The sequence below is a fragment of the Tepidamorphus sp. 3E244 genome, from assembly GCF_046159835.1.
Classification (GTDB): Bacteria; Pseudomonadota; Alphaproteobacteria; order Rhizobiales; family Tepidamorphaceae; genus JACKJK01.
In genome coordinates, this window is sequence record NZ_JBJXCY010000001.1 from 1,116,114 (window position 1) to 1,141,799 (window position 25,686).

Consider the following 25,686-nt stretch of genomic DNA (forward strand, 5'->3'; position numbering starts at 1 on the left):
CACGCCGCTGTGTGCGGCATGCAGTATGCGCCGATATCGGCGCCAATGTGACGCCAGTGCGCGCTGCGATCAATTGCCGGGCAGGTTGGTCGACAGTTGCGAGCCGCCCAGGTGGCGCAGCGAGAAGCGGAACATGATGCGCTCGTCCGCCTCGACCTCGTCGGTCGAGAAGTTGATGTTCTCGTAGACGATGGAGGCCGAGTAGCAAAGGTCTTCGTATTTCAGACCCACCGAATGCGAGAGCACGCGGGCATCGGCAATATCGTAGCGGACCGAGCCGAAGGCCGACCAGTATTCGTGCAGCTTCAGCGACGCAGTACCGGCGATTTCCTCACGGTCGTCGGAATAGCCGAGCGTGGGCTGGGCATCGATCGCGGAATAGGTGACCGAGCCGCTGAAACGCGATGTCGTCACAGCAGCCTGCAGGTCGGCGCGCTTCAGGGAGAAGTCGTCCTCGTCGAATCGGCCCTTGGCGGCGAGGCGGAAGATCGGGTTCGGCGAGAAGTAGATTGCGCCGACATAATCCGAACGATCCGACTCAAGTCCGGAGTCGGTGGGGAACGGGTTGTCCCCGCCCAGGTGGAAGCTCTGGCCGATGACGGTGTCCACCGTGTAGCCGTTGTTGAACTTCGTCTTCATCTTGACGCCGACATTGGCGCGGCTGCCGCCCTCGATCCGGTCGTAGCCGGAGAACTTGTTCCACGCGAAAAGGTTGGTGTCGTCAAAGACGAAGCTTTGCGCATCCTCGTTGACGATTTCGTTGCCGGACTGATTGTTGGCATCGGGCCGCGCCACGACCTGCACGATCGGCTCGAACACGCTGTAACCGGCAGTGTGCGTTGCCAGCAGCGGGTAGCGCCACTCCATGCCGGCCGACACCATGCCGCGGGCGATGGAGCGGTCGTCGACATCCGTGAACTGGTTCACCAGGCCGTCCGGATCATCGACGCTGCCGTAGAACAGGTCGGCGCGGGCAGACAGGAAGGGCGTCAGCAGGTGGCCGCCGAGATTGTGCGTTGCCCGCCAGTCGGCTTCAGACGACAGGCGCGTGAAGGTGCCCGGCGCGCCGCGCAGGAAGCAATCATTGTCGTTGATCGTCGCGGGATTGTTCTCGTCGCAGCTTGCATTCAGCGGCATGTAGTCGGCTTCGTCGCGCGTCAGGCTGGTGAGGTTGGAATTCACCCGCAGCGTGCCGCCTGCGATGCTCTGACCGTGGACGTAGTTGTAATCGATGACCGGGTGCACGACCGGCAGTTCGTCCTGGTAGTCGCGCTCGTTCAGCACCGTGTAGTGCACCGCGCGCGCCTTGAAGTGGTTGCGTGTCGAAAGCCCGGTCAGGAACAACTGCGAACGACCGCGCGAGAAGGTGTCGAGGCGGTAATCGCCGATGAAGGTTCGATCCGAAACCAGGATGCCGTCGAAGCCCCAGTCCCAGAACTCGTTGATGTTGAAGCGACCCCAGGCCTCGATATAGCCGCGCTCGCGCTCGTTGCCGGGAGCCTCGAACTCGTCCGGATCAAGCTGGCTGATGCCGGCGCCGCGAAGCTGGACCGTGCCGTTGGCGACGCGGTGGCGGTAGTGCCCCTTCAGCATCAGGCCCTGGTTCGTGAACCCGACCGGCGTGATCGTCAGGTCCTTGTTGGGCGCCAGGACCCAGTAATACGGCGTGCCGACGCCCAGGCCGCGGCGGCTGGAGAACTCGAGTTCCGGGGCGAGGAAGCCGGACTGGCGCTTGTTCTCGGGTGCGGCGTGGAAGAAGTAGGGAACATAGGCCACCGGAACGCCGAGAAACTCGAAGCGGGCGTTCTCGTAATAGACCATCTGCTCCTTGCGGTCGTAGATGATCCGGGCAGCCTTGATCTGCCACGTCAGCGGCTTGCGCGGGTTTTCCTCGCAGGCCGGGCAGGCCGTGAAGCTGCCCTCGTTGAATATGTACTGGTCATCGCGCTGCTCCGCGCTTGCCGCGCCGAAGCGGGAATCGTCGGGGGCAACGACCTGCAGCGACTGAACGAAGCCGTCGCGCAGGTTCTCGTTCAGGTCGAAGGATTCCGCGAAAATGACATTGCCGCTCGGCTCGGTGATGCGCACGTTGCCAACGGCTTTCAGGCGGGCCGAATTCTGGTCGTAGATGACCTGGTCGGCGATCACCACGTAGCCCGTGTAGTAGATCTGGACGTTGCCGACGGCGGTGACGATCTGGTTGTCGTAGTCGTAGATCAGCTCATCGGCTTCGAGCAGCATGCGCTCGTTCGGGTCGGGATTGAATTCGCCGAAGGGGGTGGAGACCACGTTGGCCGGTGCGCCGCTGGCATCCTGCGTCGCCTGCGCCTGCGCGGGGGCACGATTCGACAGCGCCGGCGCGACGAGAACCGTCAGCGCCGTCAGACACGCGAAAACGCTCGCAGCAACCAGCCGGCCGCCGCGCGCGCGCGTCAACACTGCCTCACAAGACCCCATCGCGTTCGTTCGCAGTCCCGCTATTTTCCCCACCGTGTGCGGCATGGCCGCCCTTTGATCTCCGCCGGATCGGAACGTGGAAATGACCACGCGAACCGGTCGGAAAGGGGCCGCCCCACCGCTTCGGGAACTAACCGTCTTCCTGGAAGAGAAGAACCGTCGTCCCCAAAAAGCACGCCACCAGTGGTGGCGCCCAAGCAGCAACCGACGCGTTGAGCACGCCGGCGACTCCCAAATCCCCCGTAACCTTGGCCCCAACATAAAGCAGAAAGCCGGCCCCGATACCACCCAGAATCATGTTGGATATGTTGCCAAATCGAAACAGTCTCAATGAAACGCTAGCGGCGATAACCGCCATGGCCAGATAGAGCAACGGTCTGGCCAGAAGTGACTGGTATTGCAGGCGGAACGCATCCGCGTTGAGGCCCGCGCGCTCCCAGATTTCGATCTGCTGTCTCAGCGCCCAGAACGACACGAATTGCGGGTTCCCGAGCGACTGGCCGATCTGTTCCGCGCTGAGGTTTGTCGGCAAATAACCGGTCTCCGAAAAGATCGGTTTTTCCTCCGGCACGTAGGTCCACATGTTGGTCAGATCCCAGCGCCCCGGCGTGAGCGTTGCACTCTCCGCCTCGATGCGTCGCTGGAACTGCCCGGTCGGCCCGTAAACGAAGGCGGTCACGCCCGACAGCTCCTGCCCGACATTCTGGCTGAGCCTGGAATACATGACGCTGGAACCGCCATCGGCCGCGCCACCCTGGCGGATCCACCGGTGATGCTCGACGCCGGCCTCGGTGCGCAGGTTCTCGTCGATCACCGTGCTGTGCAGTGCAAGCAGGTTGGCGGCCAGCGGGTTCAGCACGAGCGTCGATGCAAGCCCGAAGGCCAGCGTGATGAGCAGCACGGGACCAGTGAATTGCCACACCGACATGCCTGTCGAGCGTGCAACCGTGAGTTCGTGGCTGCGCCCAAGCGACAGGAACGTCATCATCGTGGCGATCAGCAGCGCGAACGGCATCACCTGCTCGGCCAGCCAGGGAAGCCGCAGCGCCGACAGCGCAAACACGATCCCGATCCCGGCATCGGAATTGGACGCACGCCGCAGGTTTTCAACGGATTCAACGGCAAAGATGATGCCGCAGACGACCGACAGCACCAGGCAGACGTTGAACGCGAACCGGGCGGAGATGTACCGCCACAGCTTTCCCGACATCATCATTTAGCTTGCAAACCCGGACTGGCGCATCAGCGAGCGAAGGGCCGGACGCATGGTGTCGGCGAGCCACCGCAACCCCGTGCGCCGCGCAATCGCTTCACGCGGGATGAGGTTCCAGTAATGCAGGGCGATGGCTTCAAGCCCGCGCGTGTAACCGAAGGCAATCGCCAGGGCCAGCGCGATGGCTGAAAGCGGCAGGGCATACATCAGGAACACCGGCCACACAGCCTGCCGCGCAAGGTTGGCCACGGCGAAACCCAGTATGCGCAAGCCGACGATCCAGACCACGGCGATCAGCACCAGCGAAGTCCGGCTTTCGCGGGACGTGCGAGCGAACCCGACCATGGCCAGCGCGATGGCTGCAAAGGCGATCGGATAAAGCATGGAGGACACCCGCTCGTGCAGTTCGGAGCGGAAGCGCCCTTCGTTCTCCTGATAGTAGGCTTCGCTGGTGTCGGGGAACAGCAGTTCCAGCGTGCTGCGCTCACGCGAATGGTAGATCGCAACATCGCGCGCATCGGCGAAGTGATTGAGATCGTACACGTATCTGTCAAAGCCGACCATCGTGATCGATTCAGGCGTCTGGCCCGCGCGCTGCAGGCTGCCGCGCTCCATCACCAGGTACGAGCCGCCGTTCTCCTCGATGATGCGTCCGCGTTCGGCGAGGTATGTGGAGATGTTCGCAGGGTCGCTCATGTCATGGACCATCAGTCCGTTCAGCGTACCGTCCGGCCCGCGGGACTGGATGTGCAGCGTCATCGCGTTGAGTCGCGTAAACTGGCCTTCCTGCGCCATCGAGGCGATGACGTCCGCCTTCACCTGCGTCATCACCGCGCGGAACTGCTTTGCCGCAATCGGTTGCAGGTACAGACTGATGGCCGCCGTTGCGATCATCACGATGAATGCCACCGTCATGACCGGTGCGACGAGTTGCATGCGCGGCGCGCCGGCGGCGGTCACGACCACCAGTTCGGAATCGCTGTTCAGCCGGTTCAGCACATGGATGATGGCGATCACCATCGCCACCGGCCCGATGACGGAGATCAACGCGGGCAGCGCCAGCGTCGTCACCTGCACGAACAGCCAGAACGTCTGCCCCTGCGACATGACGAGTCGCACCTGCGTCAGCGCCTGGCTGAACCACAGCAGCACCACCAGCGTTGTCAGCGTCAGCAAGAGCGCGAACACGATCTGGCGGAAAATGTATCGACCGATCAAAGACATGACGACGCGTTACACTCTTGTCCGATTCAGGTTGCGCGCACCTTAGCGCCATCGGCGCGGCGTGTCGTCATCTGAAGCCTTGCGCAGCGCACCCGTTGATTGCCTGCCATTGGGGCATATTTCCGGCGGTACGCGTTTCAATCGGGGGTGCGCGCCCCCAGACGGCGCGATAGCATCGGCGCCCGGCGAAAGGCAGCGCCGCCGCGCAACATATTCATCCGATACGTGAAAACGGGAAGCACATGGCTCAACTACCGAAGATCTCCTTCAAACCTTATTCCGAAATTGATTCCGGCTGCGCCGTCATCATCGCCGAGGAAAAGCTCTCCTTCGGCAAGCAGTCCGGCGAGATTGCCGACGCGGCTGGATTGACGCGCGCGGCAGACGCGGCCGACTTCTGCGGCGCGTCCGGCTCGCTGAACCTTTACCCATCCGACAAGGACCAGCCGGACCGGATCCTCGTCATCGCGCGCAACTCAAAGGCCGAAACCATCGGCGACGAGCAGGACGCGATCCTTTCGCTCGGTGGCCGCATCTGGTCGGCGCTGGGCAAGTCGAAGCTGGCGGTCACGGTCGTCGCCGACGCACCGGCAGCCGACCTGTCGCCGGAATCAGCCGCTGACCTTGCCGCCGGCATGATGCTGCGCGCCTACAAGTTCGACCGCTACCAGTCCGAGCCGGAGGAAAACGGCGACGACAAGCCCAAGAAGAACGACAAGCCGATTTCCGTCACCATCCAGTGCGCGGACCCGGCGGCCGCCAAGAAGGCGTTCAAGGCAGCCGAAGGCATCGCCCGCGGCGTCATGCTGGCCCGCGACCTGGTGAACGAGCCCGCCAATGTGCTCGGCCCCATCGAGTTTGCCGAAAAGGCCGCGCAGCTTGAATCGCTCGGCGTGGAAGTCGAAATTCTCACGCCCAAGGAAATGACCAAGCTCGGGATGCGCGCGCTTCTGGGCGTCGGGCAGGGCAGTGCCAAGAACCGCGAAGCACGCCTCGCGGTCATGCGCTGGCGCGGAACCAAGTCCAAGAACGCACAGCCGGTCGCCTTCGTCGGCAAGGGCGTCGTTTTCGATACCGGCGGCATCTCCATCAAGCCGTCGGGCAGCATGGAAGACATGAAGGGCGACATGGCCGGGGCCGCCTGCGTGACGGGCCTGATGCACGCGCTGGCTGCCCGCAAGGCCAAGGTCGACGTGATCGGCGTCATCGGGCTGGTGGAAAACATGCCGGACGGCAATGCCCAGCGCCCCGGCGATATCGTCAAGGCGATGTCCGGCACCACCATCGAGATCATCAACACCGATGCCGAGGGCCGGCTCGTGCTGGCCGATGCGCTCTACTACACGATTGACCGCTTCAAGCCGCAGTTCGTCGTCAACCTCGCCACGCTGACCGGCGCGATCCTGGTTGCGCTCGGCACCGCTCGTGCCGGCATGTTCTGCAACGACGACGACCTCGCCAGCCAGATCTACGATGCTGGCGAGGCGACGGGCGAGCGCGTCTGGCGGATGCCGCTGGGCGAGGCCTACGACAAGCTCATCAAGTCGAAGTTTGCCGACATCAAGAACACCGGCGGCCGCTATGCCGGCTCGATCACCGCGGCGCAGTTTCTCAAGCGCTTCGTGGGCGAAACGCCGTGGGCGCATCTGGACATTGCCGGAACCGGCATGTCCTCGCCCTCGACCGACGTGTCCGACACCTGGGCGTCGGGCTACGGCGTGCGCCTGCTCGACCGTCTCGTGGCCGATCACTACGAAGACTGATTACAGGAAACACAAGCGGCGGCGGGGTTACTCCGCTGCCGCTTTTGCCTTCGTCTCGTCGATGATCTCGACATGGCCGGCACTCCACGCACCGGGCCAGACTTCCGCCTTGCCGGAGCGCAATTCGCGGATCGTGTCGAAGGGAATGTCGCGAGCGATCACGAACGGATCGTCGCCATTCGCACCATCCGTCATCTCCGTCTCCACGTGCACGCCGAAACTGCCGATCTCGGTCTCGCACGGCAGGTACACCGCGCAGGCCGAGTAGTTGTGCTCGTTCTGGGTCGTGCCGCGCGAAGCGCCCACGCAGCCTGTCACCGCGACCGCGCACATCAGCTCGATGGCGCGCGCCTTGGCGCAGCCGAAGACGCGCGAATAGCCGGTCGGCAGGTAGGTCATCGAGGGCACCAGCAGCAGGTCGATGCCGTGGCGCGCAAGCGCCACCGACAGCGCCGGCATCTCGACATCGAGACACACGACGACGGCGCAGCGTAACCCCTTCCACTCGAAGATCCGCAGGCAGCGACCGGGCGTGATTTCCCAAGCCTCTTCGTCCATCTCGGCGGGGGTCAGCGCAAGCTTGTCGTGACAGAGCCGGGTGCCGTCAGGCATCAGCGTCCATGCCCGGTTGACGATCTGGCCAGCCTCGCCGTGCCACGGCATGGAGCCAGCAACAATCGTGATGCCGTGGCTGCGCGCGCTCGCCGCCAGCGCATCGATGGCGTCCGGCGCATGGTCGGCGAGGAACGCCATCTCCTGCGTGGGCTTCAGCCCGTCCGGCTTGAAGGCGAGCCAGCTCTCCGAGACATATTCCGGCATCAGCAGCAGGCTTGCGCTCTCGGAAGCCGCCTGTGCGACGCGGGCGTCAACCAGTGCGACCCAGTCGGCAACGCTTTCGATATCCATGTCGAGATTGGTTGCCCACAGGGCGATGGATCGGTTCAGGCTGGCCATTCGTGTCTCTCTCGCGTTACGTCGTCAGGCATCGCCGCCATTCACCAGCAATATGGCATTCGCGACCATCTCGCCCAGCGCAGGCAGCAAAGTCTCGTCCTTCACAGCATTCACGCCTTGCACGAAGATCACGCAGAGCAGGGCGGAGTTGTCCGGCAGCAGTGCGATCAGCGCATCGTGGCGCTTCCATGCCGAGCGCGGGTCGCCGGTCTCCACGCACCACCCGGCCTTGGAAAAGATGTGCGAGGTCTCCGGCAGGTATTGCGCAATGCCCCCGCCGGCGAAGGCGCGCATCTGGCTGATGGGTTCCGCCGCGATGTGTTCCGGCGCGGTGGGTCGTTTCACCAGCGCCCGCATCTCCTTGACCACGCTTGCAGAAAAGCTGTTGGCGAAGACGCTCTCATGGATCAGCCGCGCGGCCCCCATCGGCGTCAGCACGTTGTGGCCCAGCGCTTCGAGGAACTGCCCGTGGCGTCCGTAGCGGTCCTCGTCCGATGCCTTCTGGACGATCTGGCAGTGTTCCCATTCGGGCCAGTTGAGGCTTGCCAGCCGCCGGGTCATTTCCTGGTGCGCCTCGATTGCCGCGCGCAGTTCGTCGCCTTCCAGAAGCGTGTCGCCGGTCATGCCGGTCAGGCAGTCGATGACGTAGTTCGTCGCCGCGTTTGAGGACGTCCCGAGCATGTCACGAAGGGATCGGCGCAGTTCCGAGTGGTCCTCCAGCGTGCCGGCTTCCAGCCGTTCCAGCGCCGCCAGCCCCCATCCGAGCTTGGTGACGCTCGCCGGATAGAACGGCTGCCCGCCATTGTGCGCGGCAATCTCCGCCTCGTCCTCGCCCGGCATGTAGCGCCCGATGACGATGCCGAGATCGTCCTCGGCAAGCCCTGCGCTCTCCATGGCGGGGCCTGCGCGCTCCAGAACGCGGGCCAGTTTGCCGGCCATTTCGAAGGAGGGGTGGAAAACGATCTGTTTCATGGTGCCGATTGGACCTTGGCAGTTGCGCAGTTCGCCAAACCTTCGCACCTTGTGCGGCAATGAGCGAGAATCCCGAAATTCTTTTCTATCATCTCGAACGCCAGCCGCTGGAACAGGCCTTGCCGATGCTTGTCGAAAAGTCGCTGGAACGCGGCTGGCGCGCGCTGGTGCGCTCGGGATCGGAAGAACGGCTTGATTCCATCGATACGGCCCTGTGGAGCTACCGCGAGGACAGCTTCCTGCCGCATGGGCGCGACAGCGAGAGCGATGCCGCCACCCAGCCGGTCGTCCTGACGACGCAGACCGCCAACCCGAACGGTGCCAACGTGCTGTTCCTGACCGACCGCGCACCCAGCGATGCGCTTGCCGGCTACGAACGCGTGGTGACCATGTTCGACGGACGCGACGACGAGGCCGTCGCAGAGGCGCGGGCCTTCTGGAAGCAGGCCAAGGATGCCGGCCACAAGCTGACCTATTGGCAGCAGGATGGCGGCGGACGCTGGGAGAAGAAGGCCGAGGCCTGAAACCGACTCCTGCTCAAGGGCTTGGCCGCTCAGGCGGATTCGGTTTGTTGGGCTTCTTCCAGCTCAGTTGAAAGCTCGAGCCATTCTTCCTCGGTCTTCACCAGGGAGCGTTCGGCCTCCGTGCGCAACTTGGCAAGTTCCGCCCCGCGCTTGGGGTTTCGCTCGAACAGGCCAGGTGATGCCAATGCCTTGTCGAGCTTTTCGATTCCCGTGCGAAGCTGCGCCATGCGCGCATCCTTGGCCTTGAGGCGGTCGCGCAGCGGCTGCAGCGCCATGCGCCTGTCGGCGAGGTCGCGGCGCTTGTCGGCCTTCGGATCGTTGTCGTTCTTCGCCTGGCCCTTGCCGCCGCGCCGCGACATGCCAGCGCTTTCCAGCACCAGCTTGCGGTAGTCGTCCATGTCGCCGTCAAAGGCGGCAACCCCGCCATTGGCGACCAGCCAGAGCCGGTCGACGCAGGTTTCCAGCAGGTGCTTGTCGTGGCTGATGAGGATGACCGCGCCGGAATACTCGTTGACGGCGCGCACCAGCGCCTCGCGGGCATCCACGTCGAGGTGGTTGGTCGGCTCGTCGAGAATCAGCAGGTGCGGCTTGTCCTGCGTAACAAGGCCAAGCAGCAGGCGCGCCTTCTCGCCGCCGGAGAGGTCACGGGCCGGCGTCTCCGCCTTCTGCCCCGGAAAGCCAAGCGCACCGGCGCGGGCGCGCACCTTCGCTTCCGTCTGGCCCGGCATCCTGTCGCGCAGCAGCTGGTAGGCGTTCTTGGCTGGGTCGATCTCATCCAGCTGATGCTGGGCGAAATAGCCGAATGTCAGCTTGTCCGAGCGCTTCATGCGCCCGTCCATCACGTCGAGGCGGCCGGACACGAGTTTCGCCAGCGTGCTCTTGCCGTTGCCGTTGGAGCCGAGCAGCCCGATGCGGTCGTCCGGGTCGATCCGAAGGTCGAGCCCACGCAGAACCGGCTTCTCGTCATAGCCGACCGCAACCTTTTCGAGTGCCACGATGGGCGCTGCGAGCGGTTTCTCCGGTCCCGTCAGCACGATGGGGCTGACGGCTTCATCCACGATGGCCGCGATGGGCTGGAGTTTCGACAATGCCTTGAGGCGGGACTGGGCCTGGCGCGCCTTGGTCGCCTTGGCGCGGAAGCGCTCCACGAAGGCTTCCATGTGGCGGCGTTGGTCGTCCTGCTTCTTTTTCAGCTTCATCTGCAAGGCCTGCGCCTCGGCGCGCTGGCGCTCGAACTGGTCGTAGCCGCCGCGATAGGCGGTCAGCTTGCCGCGTTCCAGATGCACGATCGTGTCGACGGACGTGTTCAGCAGGTCGCGGTCATGGCTGACGATCAGGATCGTGTGCGGGTACTTCGCCAGATACGTCTGCAACCAGAGCGTCCCTTCCAGATCGAGATAGTTGGTTGGCTCGTCGAGCAGCAGCACGTCTGGCTCGGCAAACAGGATCGCGGCGAGCGCGACGCGCATCCGCCACCCGCCGGAAAACGACTCCAGGGGGCGTTGCTGGGCCGCTTCGTCGAACCCAAGGCCACTCAGGATGCGGGCAGCGCGTGCCGGGGCGGCGTGGGCATCGATGTCGGCAAGGCGCGTCTGCACCTCGGCGATGCGCATGGGATCGGTCGCCGTTTCGGCTTCTTCCATCAGGTCGCGGCGCTCGGTATCGGCGTCGAGCACGAAGTCGATCAGCGCCTGCGGGCCGTCGGGGGCTTCCTGCGCAACCGTGCCGATCCGCGCCCCGCGCGGCAGCATGACGCCACCCGATTCCGGGGGCAGGTGACCAAGCAGGATCGCCAGCAATGTCGATTTGCCCGCACCGTTGCGCCCGACGAGGCCCGCGCGCGATCCATCCGGCAAGGCGATGGTCGCCTTGTCGAGCAGCACACGCGCGCCGATGCGATAGGTCAGGTCGTTGATGTGAAGCATGAAGCCGCCAATGTCAGGATTAAGCGCGAGAACCTATGGCGTGCGGCGCGCGGCTTCAACACGCAATTGATGCATATCCTTGTCACCCGGCGCACCTGAACCGATATCTGGGAGCAGGGCGGGGCAACTCTTGCCACGGAGAAGCACCATGCGAATGCAGAAATCATTGAAGTCGGCCTTTGGCGCGGCGGTTCTTGCCGCCGGGATGGCGGTGGTCGGCGCGCCGGCCCACGCGGAATTCGGGTCCGATGCCCGCCAGACGGCATTCGGCCCCTTCGTGCGCGTCAATGCCGGCATCGTCGCGCCCGCCAAGTGCGCGCGCATCACCGGCAAGCGCAATGGTGCGCCCGGCGGCGTCGCCGTCAGCCGCAATGCCAAGCCGGTCACCGTGATCGTGGCCATGGCCGGTGGTCGCTGCGGGAAGCGCAACCTGAACTACTCGTTCCAGACGACGCAGAACGGCAAGGATTTCATCCAGATCTTTTTCGTCTCCACCAGCGGCAAGTTGCTAAAGAAGGAAAAGGTGCCGGTCGAGTTTTATTGATCCCGCACATGCGTCCCATGCGTTGCCAACCCGAATGCGCGCGCGCACTATCCGCCGCAAAACCGGGAGGTAGAGAATGGGAATTGTACTGCACGATCTGGCCGGCGACGGAGACCGCCGCTTTTCACCCTATTGCTGGCGCATCCGCATGGCGCTCGCCCATAAGGGACTGGACTACGACACCGCTCCGGTGACGTTTTCCGATATTCCCGGCATCGGCGGCGGCGACCACAAGACGGTGCCGGTGCTGGAAGACGACGGCACCTTCATCTCAGAGAGCTTCGACATCGCCTGCTACCTCGAGGAGCAGTACGAAAGCCGCGGCACGCTGTTTGGCGGGGAGGGCGGCAAGGCAGCCTGCCGATTCATCGAATCCTGGGCCAATGCCACGCTGACGCCGATCATCGCGCGGGCCTGCGTGAAGGACATCCACGATCTCATCGAGGAAAAGGACAAGCCCTATTTCCGCGAGACCCGCGAAAAGCGACTTGGCGGCGGTCTGGAGGATCTCCAGTCGCAGCGCGACGCCCATATCGAGAACCTGCACCAGGCGCTGATGCCGCTGCACGTCATGCTCGGCAAGCAGGACTGGATCGGCGGCATCCAGCCGCTCTACCACGACTACATCGTCTTCGGGACGCTGCAATGGCCGCGCGTCACCAGCAAGGTGCCGCTCCTGAAGGAAGACAGCCGCGTCGCCGAATGGTTCGAGCGGATGCTCAACCTCTACGACCGGCTTGGCGCGAAGATGCCCGCCCGCGCGGCCTGATCTCGCATCGCCAGACGCCAGATACGCAAAGGGCGGCCCGCAGGCCGCCCTTTTTCGTTTCAGATTGTCGATCGCGTTCAGGCGAGGTCAAAGCGATCCGCTTCCATCACCTTGGTCCAGGCTGCGACGAAGTCCTTGACCATCCGCTGGCCGGCATCGGCCTGGCCGTAGACCTCGGCCAGTGCGCGAAGCTGCGAGTTCGAGCCGAAGACCAGGTCGACGCGGGTGCCCGACCATTTCGTCTCGCCGCTCTTGCGGTCGCGGCCCTCGAAGACCTGCGCATCTTCAGTGGTCGGCTTCCACTCGGTGCCCATGTCCAGCAGGTTGACGAAGAAGTCGTTCGTCAGCGCGCCGGGGCGGTCGGTGAAGACGCCGAGGCTGGAGCCGTCATAATTGGCGCCCATGGCCCGCATGCCGCCGACCAGAACGGTCATTTCCGGCGCGGTCAGCGTCAGCAGTTGCGCCTTGTCGAGCAGGAGCTCTTCCGCCGAGATGGTGAACGTCGTGCGCTGGTAGTTGCGGAAGCCATCGGCCTCCGGCTCCATCACCTCGAAGCTCTCCACGTCGGTCTGTTCCTGGCTCGCGTCCATGCGGCCCGGCGTGAACGGCACCTCGACCGCGTGTCCGGCCTGCTTGGCTGCCATCTCGACGCCGACATTGCCCGCCAGCACGATCAGGTCGGCGAGCGAGATTTTCTTGTTCCCGCTCTGCGCGCCGTTAAAGTCGCTCTGGATGCCTTCCAGCACACCCAGCACATGGGCGAGCTTCTCCGGCTTGTTGACGGCCCAGTTCTTCTGCGGCTCGAGGCGAACGCGCGCACCGTTGGCGCCGCCGCGCTTGTCCGACCCGCGGAAGGTCGAGGCCGACGCCCATGCGGTGAGAACGAGGTCGGCGACCGAAAGCCCGGACTGGGCGATCTTGCCCTTTAGGGACGCCACGTCGGAGGCATCGACCAGCTCGTGGTCGACCGCCGGGATCGGGTCCTGCCAGATCAGGTCTTCAGCCGGAACTTCCGGGCCGATGTAGCGGGACTTCGGACCCATGTCGCGGTGGGTCAGCTTGAACCACGCACGGGCGAAGGCGTCGGCGAACTGCTCCGGGTTCTCGTGGAAGCGCCTGGAGATCGGCCCGTAGATGGGGTCGAGCTTCATGGCCATGTCCGCCGTCGACATCATGATCGGGACCTTCTTGCCCGAACCGTCGACTTCCGGTGCCATGTCCTGCTCTTCAAGGTTGATCGGACGCCAGATCCATGCGCCTGCCGGGCTCTTGGTCTTCTCCCACTCGTATTTGAAGAGCACGTCGAAATAGCCCATGTCCCAGCGGATCGGGTTCGGGGTCCACGCGCCTTCAAGGCCGGACGTGATGGTGTCGACGCCCTTGCCGCTCTTCCACTGCGACAGCCAGCCGAAGCCCTGGTCCTCGATAAGACCGGCTTCCGGCTCGACGCCGACCTGATCGACCGGGCCTGCGCCATGGGTCTTGCCGAAGGTGTGGCCGCCGGCCGTCAGGGCGACGGTTTCCTCGTCATCCATCGCCATGCGGGCGAAGGTCTCGCGGATGTCCTTGGCCGATTCCAGCGGGTCCGGGTTGCCGTCGGGGCCTTCCGGGTTGACGTAGATCAGCCCCATCTGCACGGCCGCCAGCGGGTTTTCCAGCTCGCGGTCGTTCTTGTAGCGGGCGAGTTCATGGTCGCTGGTGGCGAGCCATTCGTCTTCCGAACCCCAGTAGACGTCTTCTTCCGGCTCGTAGACGTCCGCGCGGCCACCCGCGAAGCCGAATGTCTTGAAGCCCATGGATTCCAGCGCGCAGTTGCCCGCAAGGATCATCAGGTCGGCCCAGGAAATCTGGTTTCCGTACTTCTGCTTGATCGGCCACAACAGGCGGCGAGCCTTGTCGAGGTTGCCGTTGTCGGGCCAGGAGTTCAGCGGGGCGAAGCGCTGCTGGCCGGTGCCGCCGCCGCCACGACCGTCCGCCGTGCGATAGGTGCCGGCGCTGTGCCAGGCCATGCGGATGAACAGGCCGCCGTAATGGCCGTAGTCCGCCGGCCACCACTCCTGCGAATCCGTCATCAGCGCGTAGAGGTCTTCCTTCAGCGCCTTGTAGTCGAGCTTCTTGAATTCCTCGGCATAGTCGAAGCTCTTGCCCAGCGGGTCCGTCAGTTCGGAATTCTGGTGCAGGATCTTGATATTGAGCTGGTTCGGCCACCAGTGCCGGTTCGAGCGCATGCTGACATTCGTCGCGCCATGCACGACGGGGCAGCCGCCCGCCTGTTCGACTTTCTTGTCCATTTTCCTCTCCTGTCGGGTCTGGGTCGCATCTTGTTCCGGGAGGCTGCCTGCAAACGCGGCGCGTTCCCCCGTGCTTGTCGGCATCGTCTAACGGCCTCCCAAGAAGACGGCATGACGCCGGATCGGCGCAACGTGACGAAAGGGCGCAATAAAGTCCAATTGCAAAATTGGCTTGTCGTGATAGGAAAATCCTATGATGAGCCTGAAGCAGCTTCGCTATCTCGATGCCGTCGCCCACGAGGGCCATTTCGGCCGCGCTGCCGCGCGCGCCGGGGTGTCACAGCCCGCTCTGTCCGTGCAGATTCGCGAAATGGAAGCCCGCCTCGGCGTGCAATTGATCGAGCGCCATCCAGGCGGCGGGCGGCTGACGGACGCAGGCCGGGAGATTGCAGCCCGTGCCGCCCGCATCCTCACCGATATTCGCGAGATCGAGGATTTCGCCCGTTCACGCGGCGAGGGGTTCGCAGGACCCTTGCGGTTGGGGATCATTCCATCTGTCGCCCCGTTCCTGCTGCCGCGCCTTCTTCCGCGCATCACCATTGCCTTCCCGAAGCTGGAACTGGTGCTGCGCGAAACGATCACCGACAACCTGACGCGCGAACTGCTGGAAGGTGACCTCGACCTGATGATCGCGAGCCTGCCGCTCTCCCATCCGCAGATCGAGCATCGCGTCGCCTACAACGAGGCGTTCCTGCTCGTCGCCGCTGGCGATGACACGCCACAGGACGCGCCACTGCCGCTCCACGCACTCACCGGCGAACGCGTGCTGCTGCTGGAAGACGGGCACTGCTTGCGTGACCAGGTGCTGCAGGCCTGCGGCACATCACTTGAACCGGAACGGCGTGCCGGGGGCGGCGCGACGAGCCTCTCGACGCTGGTGGAGCTCGTCGCCAACGGGCAGGGGGTGACGCTGGTGCCGGAACTCTACGGGTCGAACGTCTGCGCCGGTGAAAGCCGCGTCCGCGTCACGCGCTTTGCCGATCCCCAACCTGAGCGGCGCGTTGCGCTCGCATGGCGGCGCACCCACCCGCTTGCCGCGCGCTTTGAGGAAATGCGTGATCTCGTCAGTGCCTGCATCACCGATTGATTTGGGCTGTGCCTTGCAGCCGTCATGCGGCGCGCGTATAAGCCGCCGCAAATCCAGACAATCAATTGAAACAAAGGACCACCCGACCATGGCGCTGGAACGCACCTTTTCGATCATCAAACCCGACGCGACCAACCGCAACCTGACCGGTGCGATCAACAAGATGATCGAGGACGCAGGCCTTCGCATCATCGCGCAGAAGCGCATCCAGATGACGCAGGCGCAGGCCGAGACCTTCTACGCCGTCCACTCCGAGCGCCCGTTCTTCGGCGAGCTCGTCGAGTTCATGACGTCCGCTCCGGTCGTCGTGCAGGTGCTGGAAGGCGAGGGCGCCATCGCCAAGTACCGTGAAGTCATGGGTGCGACCAACCCGGAGAACGCCGACGCCGGCACCATCCGCAAGGAACACGCCCTGTCGGTCGGCGAGAACTCGGTCCACGGCTCCGATGCCGCCGAGACCGCCGCGCAGGAAATCGCGCAGTTCTTCGCTGGCAACGAGATCGTCGGCTAATATCCAAATCTCGATCAGACGTGAAAAAGCCGGCCCGTGAGGGCCGGCTTTTTTGTTTCTGCGGTGCGCGTCAGGCGACGCGCGGTATCAGGATCAATCGACCGCGGTCGCACCCTGCGTGATCGCGCCGAAAGCCGGCGAGTCGAACGAGGTGCCGTTCGACAGTGCTTCCTGGAGCGTCGCACCACCGCTGCGGATGCGCAGGCCGACCATCACGGTGTGATCGTCGATCTTGTCGGAGCCGCCGCCGAAGTCTTCGTCGTAGATCATCGCGCGGTAGCCGACGAAGCCGGACATCAGGTTGCCGGATTCAAACGTCTTGAGCTGGTGCTCCAGCTCGGCGCCGAATGCGACCACGTCCAGATCGTCGGGCGAAGCGCCATCGAAGTCCTGCTCACCCCACGCGCCAAGGATTTCACCCTGGAGCTTGGTGCGGCCGCCGTTGAAGAAGTGCGCGGCGGCTGCGCGGGCGAAGAAGGCATCGCCAAGAACCTCGTCACGCGTTTCGTCGAACACGTCGAGGTAACCGGCCTGGCCCGTCAGGATCCAGTTGCCCGTGCGGTATTGGATTTCGGGACCTGCGACCCAGTAGGTCGCGGAATCCGGCGACACGTCATTGTAGCCGCGTCCGATACCGCCGAAGACACCGGCGCGCGTCATACCGTTGAAGTCACGGCCAACGTGGGCAATGCCTTGGATCGAACCGGCATAGGTGTCGTCGCTTGCGTCAGCGAATGCACTTTCGGCGTCGACGTCGAACTGGACGTAATAGTCGTTCGGCGCGAACCAGCCGACTTTGCCGCCGCCGCCGATGAGGCCGTACGAATCGTCTTCCGCAATGCCAAGCGCGTCGCCGCCGCGCCACGTCCAGCCGCCATAGACGTCAAGCTCGTAGAACATCTGCTTGCCGGGCACCGGCTCATAGACCACCGGCTGCGGCGGATCATACGGTCCCGGCATGTCGGCTGCGAAAGCAGAACCCGCAGTCAGCGCCGCGAAAGACGTGACGGCCAGGCGTTTGAGATTGCTGTTCATGTATCGCCCCCTTATCCGGCACCGTCTGGACTGACTTGAAACGTGACGGTGCCCCCGGTTTCGGGTCTTCGGAACGTCAAAGCAGGGAAAGGGGATATGTTCCGGGCAGGGGTCGAGATTGTGATCTTCGTGACAACTGCGCAACGTTGGTGACGTTCTGGAGCCCGACATCAGCGAAAAAGATGCGTTACCATCAGAACTTTGCATGTTGAGCGCAGTTTCCGTTGCGCAAGCGTGGTGGCGCTTGCCGGCGTTCGGGACTACTCTGCACCCATGAACAAGCAGCCAGAAATCACCCGCTTCAAGTCTACCTGTCCCCATGATTGCCCGTCGACCTGCGCGCTCGATGTCGAGGTCGTCGACGGCGCGATGATCGGCCGGGTGCGCGGCCACAACGGCCAGAGCTACACCGCCGGCGTCATCTGCGCGAAGGTCGCGCGCTATGCCGAGCGCAATCACCATCCCGACAGGCTGCTGAAGCCCCTCCAGCGCGTCGGCGAGAAAGGCAGCGGCGAATTTCGCGAGATTTCGTGGGATGCGGCGATGGACGAGATCGCCAATGCGTTCATCAAGGCCGAGGCGCGCCACGGCACCGAGGCCGTCTGGCCGTACCACTATGCCGGGACCATGGGCCTCGTACAGCGCGACGGCATCCACCGTGTCCGCAACCTCAAGGGCTATTCCGGCCAGTTCGACACCATCTGCGTGAACCCGGCTTGGACCGGCTTCATCGCCGCAACCGGCAAGCTTGCCGGTCCCGATCCGCGCGAGATGGCAAAGTCCGATTGCGTCATCATCTGGGGGACGAATGCCGTTTCCACCCAGGTCAACGTGATGACCCACGCCACCAAGGCGCGAAAGGAACGCGGCGCCAAGATCGTGGTGATCGACGTCTACATGAACGACACCATGAAGCAGGCCGACCTCGCACTGTGCCTGAAGCCCGGCACCGACGGAGCGCTTGCCTGTGCGGTGATGCACTGCCTGTTCCGCGACGGCCACGCCGATCGCGACTATCTCGCGCAATATTCCAATTGCCCGCAGCGGCTGGAAGAGCACCTGAAGTCACGCGGCCCCGAGTGGGCCTCGGCCATCACCGGGCTGCCGGTCGAAAAGATCGAGGAATTTGCGGCCTGGCTTGGCGCGCGCAAGCGCAGCTTCTTCCGGCTCGGCTACGGCTTCACCCGCACCCGCAACGGCACTGTGGCAATGCTGTCCGCCGTGTCCATCCCGACCGTCATGGGTGCGTGGCCGCTGGAAGGTGGTGGCGCGTTCCACTCCAACGGCGCGATCTTCAACATCAATGCAGACATCGTCACCGCAGCCGACAGGCGCGACCCGTCCATCCGCATGCTCGACCAGAGTCGCATCGGCCAGATCCTGACGGGCGAGGGCGACGCGCTGTATGGCGGGCCGCCGGTGACGGCAATGATCATCCAGAACACCAACCCGGTCTCCGTCGCACCGGAACAGACACTCGTGAAGCAGGGCTTTGCGCGAGATGACCTGTTCACCTGCGTCCACGAGCAGTTCATGACCGAAACCGCGAAGATGGCCGATATCGTCATCCCCGCGACCATGTTCACCGAGCATGACGACGTCTATCGAGGCGGCGGGCACCAGCACATCTCGCTCGGACCGAAGCTGATCGACGCGCCCGGCGAATGCCGCGAGAACCACGTCGTCAATTCCGAGCTGCTGAAGCGGCTTGGCGTCGAAGACCGCGCCAACGACATGAGCGCGCGCGAACTTGTCGATGCGCTGCTGCGCAAGTCCGGCCGCGGCAACTGGGACGAAATCGCGGAAGCCGGCTGGATCGACTGCCAGCCCGATTTCGAGACGTCCCACTATATCGGCGGGTTCGGCAACGCGGACGGCAAGTTCCACTTTGCGCCCGACTGGACCAGCGTGAAGGCCAGCAACAACGGGGCGATGGGGCCGCATGCTGAATTGCCGGAACTGCCCGACCACTGGGACGTGACAGAAAACGCGGACACCGCGCACCCCTTCCGGCTGGTGACGGCGCCCGCGCGCTCGTTCCTCAACTCGTCCTTCAACGAGACGGCAGGGTCAAAGGCAAGGGAAGGCCGGCCCGAGGTTCTGGTGCGCGCCGACGATGCGGCGCGGCTCAACCTTGTCGATGGCGAAGCCGCCATCATCGGCAACGAGCGCGGGCAGGTGAAGCTGCACGTGAAGATTTTCGACGGGCTGTGTCCCGGCGTTGTCGTCAGTGAAGGTCTGTGGCCCAATGATGCGTTCGAGGATGGTGCCGGTATCAACACACTGACGCGGGCCGACCCGGTCGCGCCCTATGGCGGCGCGGCATTCCACGACAATCGCGTGTGGCTGCGGGCCGATCCGGCGCGCCGGCGGGAACAGGACAACGACGCGCTGCGCCAGGAGGTCGAGGCATGAGCAAGCGAGTTCTGGCAGGCGTCGCGGTTGCGGCGGTCCTGCTGACGGGCGTCGGTACGCAGGTAGCCGTCGCTGACGACAAGAACGCTGCCCGCATCATCATGCTCGACAACTGCGTGGAAGGTTCACCGCGCGGCGGCAACCTGTTCTCCGAGATCGCCAATGCCTGCCGCTGCGCGTCCGACAAGACCGTCGCCGACCTGTCGCCTGAGCAGATCGCGTCGGTGATCGCCAATGGCAAGCTGCGCGGCCCCGGGGGTGCGTGTCTGGAACGGTCACATGAAGGCCTGCAAGGCGGACTGAGCAGCCTCAGGCGTCGGCCTGCTCGCGCGTGATGAGGGTCGGCGACATCAGCGATCCTTCACCGTCCGCCTCCACTTCGTGGAAGACGATCCGCTCGCCGGACACTCGCGCCTTGCCGGTCACGTAGAGCGCCAGCGCATGGGGATAGAGCCGGTGCTCGGCGGCCAGCACCCGCTTTCCAAGCGTCTCGGCCGTGTCGCCGGGAAGCACCGGGACGGCGGCCTGCGCGATGATCGGGCCGGTATCCATCTCCGGCCGCACCACGTGCACGGTGCAGCCCGCCAGCCGAACTCCGGCATCCAGCGCGCGCTGGTGCGTGTCCAGCCCCTTGAACATCGGCAGCAGCGAGGGATGGATGTTGATCATCCGGTCGAGCCAGGTCGCGATGAACCCGTCTGTCAGGATGCGCATGAAGCCCGCAAGGCACAGAAGCTCGATGTCGCGGGCTTCCAGCAGCGCCTGAACCTCGGCCTCGAAGGCTTCGCGCGTCTCGAACGCCTTGTGATCGACGACCGCCGTCTCGATGTCGGCGGCCTGCGCGCGTTCCAGTCCGGCGGCGCCGGGACGGTTGGAAATGACGAGGTCGATGCGGGCGGGAAAGTCCGGGGCCATCGCAGCGGCGATGAGGGCGCTCATGTTGCTGCCCCGCCCGGAAATCAGGATCGCTGTGCGCTTTCGCGTCATGCCGAGGCCTTCAGCCCGAGCGTGCCCTTGTAGCGCACCCTGGCGGCCCCGCCGTCATTGTCCACCAGCGAGCCGAGCACGTAGGCGTCCTCGCCTGCGGTGCGCAGCGCCGCTGCGACATCCTCGGCATCGCTGCCGGGTACGACCGCGACCATGCCGACGCCGCAGTTGAACGTGCGCAACATCTCTTCCATGCCGACATTGCCGGCTTCCGCCAGCCAGCCGAAAACCGGCTTGGGATTGATCCGCTCCAGCTCGATTTCTGCATCGCAGCCCTTGGGCAGCACGCGTGGCAGGTTCTCGGTCAGCCCGCCGCCGGTGATGTGCGCCAGCGCCTTGATCGGCGCATGGGCCTTCAGCGCGGCGAGAAGCGGCTTCACGTAGATATGGGTCGGTGTCAGCAGCACGCGCCCGAGCGGCTCGTCGCCGCCGAATGGTGATGCGGCATCCCACTTGAGACCTTCGCGCTCCACGATGCGGCGCACCAGCGAAAAGCCGTTGGAATGCACGCCCGAGGAGCCGATGGCGACCAGCTTGTCACCGGTCCCGACATTGGACGCGGGAAGCAGCTTGCCGCGCTCCACTGCGCCGACTGAAAAGCCAGCGAGATCGTAGTCGCCCTTGGCATAGAGACCCGGCATTTCGGCCGTTTCGCCGCCGATCAGCGCGCAGCCGGCGCGCTTGCATCCTTCCGCGATGCCCGCGACAACCGCCTTCGCAACGTCCAGTTCCAGCGCGGCGGTGGCGTAATAATCAAGGAAGAGTAGCGGTTCCGCGCCCTGCACGATGAGGTCGTTGACGCACATGGCGACGAGGTCGATGCCAACCGTGTCGTGGATGCCGGTTTCGATCGCGATCTTTACCTTTGTGCCGACACCGTCATTGGCCGCGACCAGCAGCGGGTCCTCGTAGCCGGCGGCCTTGAGGTCGAAGATGCCGCCGAACCCGCCGATGTCGCTGTCTGCGCCGGGCCGCGCAGTGGCGCGCACCAGCGGCTTGATGGACTCGACCAGTGCGTTGCCCTTGTCCACATCGACACCGGCTTGCGCATAGCTCAGGGATTCGCGTTCGTTCTCGCTCATGTCGTCTTCCAGCGTCCTTCCGGGTCCCACCGCGATTTTGGCCGGCATCTGAACAGAATGGCGCCCAAACGCAAGGCGCCAACATGCTTTCCACAGTGTTAACGCCTTGTCAGGGCCGCGCGGCGAGAATGCATGATGAATGACGCGATCCGGGGACTTTGAGGGATGCGAGCGCTGAACCGTTTTCAAGCTGCCGCTTCGGCAGCGATACTCCTTGCGCTGTGCGTTGGCCGCGCCGATGAAGCGCGCGCGCAATCCCGCGATGCCTTCACCGTCTCCGATATCCGCATCGAGCAGAGCGCCGAAAACGCCGTCGCCGCCAAGCAGCAGGCGATGGATGCCGCCTACACGATCGGCCTGAAGCGCCTTTTCGCGCGGCTTGCGCGATCGAAGGACCTTGGCAAGCTGCCCGTTCCAAGCCGTCCGCGCGCCGAAGCGCTGATGGCCTCCTTCGGCGTGCAGTCGGAAGTGGCGCACGGAACGCGATATTCGCTGACTGCCTCGCTGCGCTTCGATGAAGCGGCGATCCGCAACGTGTTTGCGGCATCCGGTGTCCAGATCCATGCCCGGCGCGGCCCGAACATCCTCATTATTCCGGTGCTGGCAGGCGAGGGCGGTGTCGCGGCCTACGCGGAAGCCGGCGCATGGAACGAGGCACTTGCGGCTGTCGTGCGCGACGCGTGGCTCGTCGACTTGTCGCTGGCTGAAGGCACGCGCCGTGACCGGGTCGAATCCGTCGACCGTCTCGTGGAGCTTGACCGGATTTCGCTTGGCTACCTGCGGGTGCGCTACGACACGCAAGGTGCCGTCGTCGCGCAGTTCACCGCAGCCACGGGCGAGGAACCGGCCAGCCTGCGCATCGGCGGCGACAGCGGCGCGGGCTGGTTCGAACGCACCATTCCGCTTGCCGACGACATCACCGACAAGATGGCCTATGCGGCGGAAAAGGTGCCGGAGATCCTCGACGATACCTGGAAGGACGGCCAGTCGAGCGGGCCGATGGGCGGCGTGCGCATCAACGGCATTCCCATGTCAGGGACCACGGTCGCACCGCAACCTTTTGTGCAGGTCGCACTGCCGGCGACGGCAGCGTCCCAGTTGCGGCTTGAACCTGTCTCCGCGTCGAGCGGAACGCAGGCGAAGCAACAAACGGCAACGCAGGTCGCCGTTGCACCTGTCGCGTCGGGCCTGCCGGATGGTGATGGCTCGCTGGTGCTGGAGTTCGGCGGCGATTTCGAGGTTGGCCCTCTTGGCGCGACGCTTGCCCGGTTGCGCCCGGTCACGGCCTTCCAGTTCGCGGACGGAGACAGCGTTCATCACGTGAAGGTCTGGTACGTGCGTTCGCCGGGCGCGCTTTTTGCAGCTCTTGGGCAAGAGGGGCTGTCGGTGACGCGAAATCTCGCCTCCAACAACTGGCGACTGTCGCGGCGCTGACGAATTGCGTAGCTTGTCTGCCCGCAGTGGCAGGCCTCACACCATGACGATACCCAACTTCATCACGATCCTGCGCCTCGCAGCCGTGCCCCTCGTGGTCTACGCCACGATTCAGGGCTGGTATCTGTTCAGCTTCATCGTTTTCGTCTGCGCGGCCATTTCCGATGCGCTCGACGGCTACATCGCCAAGCGCTTCGACCAGTCGAGCGAACTGGGCGCCTATCTCGATCCGGTCGCCGACAAGGCGCTGTTCGTGTCGCTCTTCGTGACGCTGGCCGCGCAGGAGCTGGTTCCGGTGTGGCTGGCGGTTCTCGTCGTCAGCCGCGACGCATTCATCGTGACGGGAATCGGCGTGGCAGCGCTGATGGACCGGCCCATGCCCATCGACCCGCTGCACATCTCCCGCGCCAACACCGCGGCGCAGGGCGCGCTCATCGCCCTGGTGCTGGCATCGGTCGCGTTCCCTGTTCAGGTCGGTCAATTGTTGGTAATGGGAACCGCCGCCGTCACGATACTCACGGTCGGCTCGGCGCTGGGCTATCTCGCGGCCTGGATGCGCCACCTGAGCGACTGACCATTGGACAGACGGAGTGACAGGCAGCCGATGACATTCAGCCAACAGATGAAATTCTGGCTCCTGGCGCTGGTCGCCTTGCTGGCGATGCTCTGGCTGTTTTCCGGCATTCTGCTGCCGTTCGTGGCCGGCATGGCGCTGGCCTACCTGCTGGACCCGCTGGCGGACCGGCTGGAAAAATACATGCCGCGCTTCGTCGCTTCGCTTCTCATCCTCGTGGTCTTCACCTTGCTGTTCGTGTCAACGCTGCTGGCGCTGGTCCCGGTGCTGGCGAGCCAGTTCGACGGCTTCATCATGCGCTTTCCCGAATACGCGCAGCGCATGCGGGAGCTTGTCGATCAGTGGTCGAGCACCAGTTGGATCGGCCGCTTCCTTCAGGACAGCACGCAGGAGCTGGAAGGCAATATCGGCTCGGTCCTGCAGAATGTCGGCGCATGGGTGGGCACGTTCCTGAAGTCGCTGCTTACCGGCGGCATGGCGGTCATCAACACCATCGCGCTTTTCGTGGTCACGCCCGTCGTCGCGTTCTACATGCTCGTCGACTGGGACCGCATGATCGAAAAGGTCGACGGCCTGCTGCCGCGCGACCACAAGAAGGAAATCCGCCGCATCATGAGCGATGTGGACGACGCCATGGCCGGGTTCATTCGCGGCCAGACCTTCGTCTGCATGATCCTCGGCGCGTTCTACGCCATCGGCCTGACGCTGATCGGCCTCAACTTCGGGCTGCTCATCGGCCTTGGCGCCGGCCTCATCAGCTTCATTCCCTATGTCGGCTCGCTCAGCGGCTTCATCGTCGCTGTCGGCGTGGCGCTGGTGCAGTTCTGGCCGGACTGGCCGTGGATTGCTGCAACCGCCGGCATCTTCATGGCTGGCCAGGCCATCGAGGGCAACATCCTCCAGCCGAAACTAGTGGGTGAGCATGTCGGTCTGCACCCGGTCTGGCTGATGTTCGCGCTGTTCGCCTTCGGCTATCTGTTCGGCTTCGTCGGCATGTTGCTGGCCGTGCCGATGGCCGCAGCGCTCGGCGTGGTAGCCCGGTTCGCGGTGGAGAAATACCGCGAGAGCACGCTCTATCGCGGCACCGACGACAAGGCCCCGGACAACCTGAACGGCTGATCCATGGCAGGCGAACCCGACCGGCAACTGGCTCTCGAGCTTCCGTTCCGGCCCGCCATGGGCCGCGAGGATTTCATCGTCAGCGAAAGCAATGCCGCAGCCGTCGATGCGATCGACAAGCTGGAAACGGCCGATCCGCCTTTACTGGTGGTCGTCGGACCGGAAGGCAGCGGCAAGACGCATCTCGGCGCGATCTTCCAGGAGCAGGCGGGTGCGGTGCGCGCTGATGCGTCTGAACTATCCGAGGCCGTGATGGAGCAGATGCTCTCCGCCGGTGCCGGGTTGGTCGAGGGCATGCCGCCAGAAGCGGGAAAGCCCTTCGCGGAGGACACGTTCTTCCACCTCATCAACGCGGCCATCAACAAGCGGTTGGCCTTGCTCATCACCGCGCGCAATGACCCGCCCGCATGGTCGCTGAAGACTGACGACGTGCGCACACGGCTTCGGCTTGCCCGCGTCGTGACGCTCGCCATGCCCGACGATGCGCTGTTCTCAGCACTTTTGCTGAAGCTGATGGCCGACCGCCAGATCACGGTTGCGGCCAATGCACTGCGCTATGCGATCCCCCGGCTCGAACGCTCTCATGCCGCTGCCGAGGCCTTCGTGAAGGCCGTGGATACCGCCAGCATGGAGAAGCGCCGCACGGTGACGCTCGGTGTGGTGCGCGAGGTCATTGCCGGAATGAACGGCGACTGATTGCTGGCTTTGCCGGGCGCGAAGACACCAAACTGTCACCATCCCGGTCTAAGAGCTTGTATCGGAGCAGTGCGGATTTCATCGGCATGGCGGGAAGCCGCGCGAATTTT

Annotated in this window: 22 protein-coding genes; 12 read left to right on the forward strand and 10 right to left on the reverse strand. The window is 64.4% G+C overall.

What is annotated here, in order from left to right:
* Window positions 1-69: 69 nt before the first annotated feature.
* From ACKTEK_RS05350 to lptF, 3 genes are all read right to left on the reverse strand, one after another.
* Window positions 70-2,436: an LPS-assembly protein LptD gene (locus ACKTEK_RS05350; protein WP_409164207.1), complete on the reverse strand. Its 2,367-nt coding sequence runs from the start codon at window positions 2,434-2,436 to the stop codon at window positions 70-72.
* A gap of 151 nt (window positions 2,437-2,587) precedes the next feature.
* Window positions 2,588-3,667, reverse strand: a complete 1,080-nt coding sequence (gene lptG / locus ACKTEK_RS05355; protein ID WP_409164208.1) for an LPS export ABC transporter permease LptG — start codon at window positions 3,665-3,667, stop codon at window positions 2,588-2,590.
* Window positions 3,668-3,673: 6 nt separating this feature from the next.
* Window positions 3,674-4,894, reverse strand: coding sequence for an LPS export ABC transporter permease LptF (lptF, locus tag ACKTEK_RS05360; protein ID WP_409164209.1), 1,221 nt, complete (start codon window positions 4,892-4,894; stop codon window positions 3,674-3,676).
* Between the two features lie 242 nt (window positions 4,895-5,136).
* Here lptF and ACKTEK_RS05365 point away from each other — a divergent pair, with 242 nt between their 5' ends.
* A complete protein-coding gene (locus ACKTEK_RS05365) occupies window positions 5,137-6,657 on the forward strand; it encodes a leucyl aminopeptidase (RefSeq protein WP_409164210.1) in 1,521 nt (506 codons plus the stop codon).
* A 27-nt stretch (window positions 6,658-6,684) separates the two neighbouring features.
* On the opposite strand, the gene ACKTEK_RS05370 is transcribed toward ACKTEK_RS05365, so the two are convergent.
* Together ACKTEK_RS05370 and ACKTEK_RS05375 are read right to left on the reverse strand one after the other, a co-directional pair.
* Window positions 6,685-7,611, reverse strand: coding sequence for a nitrilase-related carbon-nitrogen hydrolase (locus tag ACKTEK_RS05370; RefSeq protein WP_409164211.1), 927 nt, complete (start codon window positions 7,609-7,611; stop codon window positions 6,685-6,687).
* A 24-nt stretch (window positions 7,612-7,635) separates the two neighbouring features.
* Window positions 7,636-8,583 carry a hypothetical protein gene (locus tag ACKTEK_RS05375; protein ID WP_409164212.1) on the reverse strand — a complete coding sequence of 316 codons (948 nt, stop codon included), beginning with the start codon at window positions 8,581-8,583 and terminating at the stop codon, window positions 7,636-7,638.
* Between the two features lie 59 nt (window positions 8,584-8,642).
* On the opposite strand from ACKTEK_RS05375, the gene ACKTEK_RS05380 reads away from it, so the two are divergent.
* Window positions 8,643-9,107, forward strand: a complete 465-nt coding sequence (locus ACKTEK_RS05380; protein WP_409164213.1) for a DNA polymerase III subunit chi — start codon at window positions 8,643-8,645, stop codon at window positions 9,105-9,107.
* Between the two features lie 29 nt (window positions 9,108-9,136).
* Here ACKTEK_RS05380 and ACKTEK_RS05385 read toward each other — a convergent pair whose 3' ends face one another.
* Window positions 9,137-11,032 (reverse strand): ABC-F family ATP-binding cassette domain-containing protein, encoded by a 1,896-nt coding sequence (locus tag ACKTEK_RS05385; protein WP_409164214.1) that lies wholly within the window; start codon window positions 11,030-11,032, stop codon window positions 9,137-9,139.
* A 154-nt stretch (window positions 11,033-11,186) separates the two neighbouring features.
* Here ACKTEK_RS05385 and ACKTEK_RS05390 point away from each other — a divergent pair, with 154 nt between their 5' ends.
* Window positions 11,187-11,576 (forward strand): hypothetical protein, encoded by a 390-nt coding sequence (locus tag ACKTEK_RS05390; RefSeq protein ID WP_409164215.1) that lies wholly within the window; start codon window positions 11,187-11,189, stop codon window positions 11,574-11,576.
* 76 nt (window positions 11,577-11,652) lie between these two features.
* Window positions 11,653-12,345 carry a glutathione S-transferase family protein gene (locus ACKTEK_RS05395; protein WP_409164216.1) on the forward strand — a complete coding sequence of 231 codons (693 nt, stop codon included), beginning with the start codon at window positions 11,653-11,655 and terminating at the stop codon, window positions 12,343-12,345.
* A gap of 77 nt (window positions 12,346-12,422) precedes the next feature.
* Here the strand turns inward: ACKTEK_RS05395 and katG are convergent, their stop codons facing one another.
* Window positions 12,423-14,636 (reverse strand): catalase/peroxidase HPI, encoded by a 2,214-nt coding sequence (katG, locus tag ACKTEK_RS05400; RefSeq protein WP_409164217.1) that lies wholly within the window; start codon window positions 14,634-14,636, stop codon window positions 12,423-12,425.
* A gap of 196 nt (window positions 14,637-14,832) precedes the next feature.
* Here katG and ACKTEK_RS05405 point away from each other — a divergent pair, with 196 nt between their 5' ends.
* Both ACKTEK_RS05405 and ndk read left to right on the forward strand, forming a co-directional pair.
* Window positions 14,833-15,723: a LysR substrate-binding domain-containing protein gene (locus ACKTEK_RS05405; RefSeq protein ID WP_409164218.1), complete on the forward strand. Its 891-nt coding sequence runs from the start codon at window positions 14,833-14,835 to the stop codon at window positions 15,721-15,723.
* 88 nt (window positions 15,724-15,811) lie between these two features.
* A complete protein-coding gene (gene ndk / locus ACKTEK_RS05410) occupies window positions 15,812-16,234 on the forward strand; it encodes a nucleoside-diphosphate kinase (RefSeq protein WP_409164219.1) in 423 nt (140 codons plus the stop codon).
* A 93-nt stretch (window positions 16,235-16,327) separates the two neighbouring features.
* Here the strand turns inward: ndk and ACKTEK_RS05415 are convergent, their stop codons facing one another.
* Window positions 16,328-17,269 (reverse strand): hypothetical protein, encoded by a 942-nt coding sequence (locus ACKTEK_RS05415; protein WP_409164220.1) that lies wholly within the window; start codon window positions 17,267-17,269, stop codon window positions 16,328-16,330.
* Between the two features lie 273 nt (window positions 17,270-17,542).
* Between ACKTEK_RS05415 and ACKTEK_RS05420 the strand changes: the two genes are divergently transcribed.
* Both ACKTEK_RS05420 and ACKTEK_RS05425 read left to right on the forward strand, forming a co-directional pair.
* A complete protein-coding gene (locus tag ACKTEK_RS05420) occupies window positions 17,543-19,684 on the forward strand; it encodes a molybdopterin-dependent oxidoreductase (protein ID WP_409164221.1) in 2,142 nt (713 codons plus the stop codon).
* A complete protein-coding gene (locus ACKTEK_RS05425; protein ID WP_409164222.1) occupies window positions 19,681-20,019 on the forward strand; it encodes a hypothetical protein in 339 nt (112 codons plus the stop codon). Before ACKTEK_RS05420 ends, ACKTEK_RS05425 begins: the two co-directional genes overlap by 4 nt.
* Here the strand turns inward: ACKTEK_RS05425 and purN are convergent.
* On the reverse strand, window positions 19,994-20,671 hold the full coding sequence (gene purN / locus ACKTEK_RS05430) for a phosphoribosylglycinamide formyltransferase (protein ID WP_409164223.1): 678 nt from the start codon (window positions 20,669-20,671) through the stop codon (window positions 19,994-19,996). The genes ACKTEK_RS05425 and purN overlap by 26 nt on opposite strands.
* The gene (gene purM, locus ACKTEK_RS05435; protein WP_409164224.1) at window positions 20,668-21,753 is read right to left on the reverse strand and encodes a phosphoribosylformylglycinamidine cyclo-ligase; all 1,086 of its coding nucleotides are present in this window, start codon (window positions 21,751-21,753) and stop codon (window positions 20,668-20,670) included. The genes purN and purM overlap by 4 nt, the downstream gene beginning before the upstream one ends.
* Before the next feature lie 165 nt (window positions 21,754-21,918).
* On the opposite strand from purM, the gene ACKTEK_RS05440 reads away from it, so the two are divergent.
* From ACKTEK_RS05440 to ACKTEK_RS05455, 4 genes are read left to right on the forward strand one after another with little or no spacing between them, the layout of a single operon-like run.
* The gene (locus ACKTEK_RS05440; RefSeq protein WP_409164225.1) at window positions 21,919-23,187 is read left to right on the forward strand and encodes a DUF2066 domain-containing protein; all 1,269 of its coding nucleotides are present in this window, start codon (window positions 21,919-21,921) and stop codon (window positions 23,185-23,187) included.
* 43 nt (window positions 23,188-23,230) lie between these two features.
* A complete protein-coding gene (locus tag ACKTEK_RS05445; protein ID WP_409164226.1) occupies window positions 23,231-23,761 on the forward strand; it encodes a CDP-alcohol phosphatidyltransferase family protein in 531 nt (176 codons plus the stop codon).
* 30 nt (window positions 23,762-23,791) lie between these two features.
* Window positions 23,792-24,880, forward strand: a complete 1,089-nt coding sequence (locus ACKTEK_RS05450) for an AI-2E family transporter (RefSeq protein WP_409164227.1) — start codon at window positions 23,792-23,794, stop codon at window positions 24,878-24,880.
* Between the two features lie 3 nt (window positions 24,881-24,883).
* Window positions 24,884-25,576, forward strand: a complete 693-nt coding sequence (locus tag ACKTEK_RS05455) for a chromosomal replication initiator DnaA (protein WP_409164228.1) — start codon at window positions 24,884-24,886, stop codon at window positions 25,574-25,576.
* Window positions 25,577-25,686: the final 110 nt, after the last annotated feature.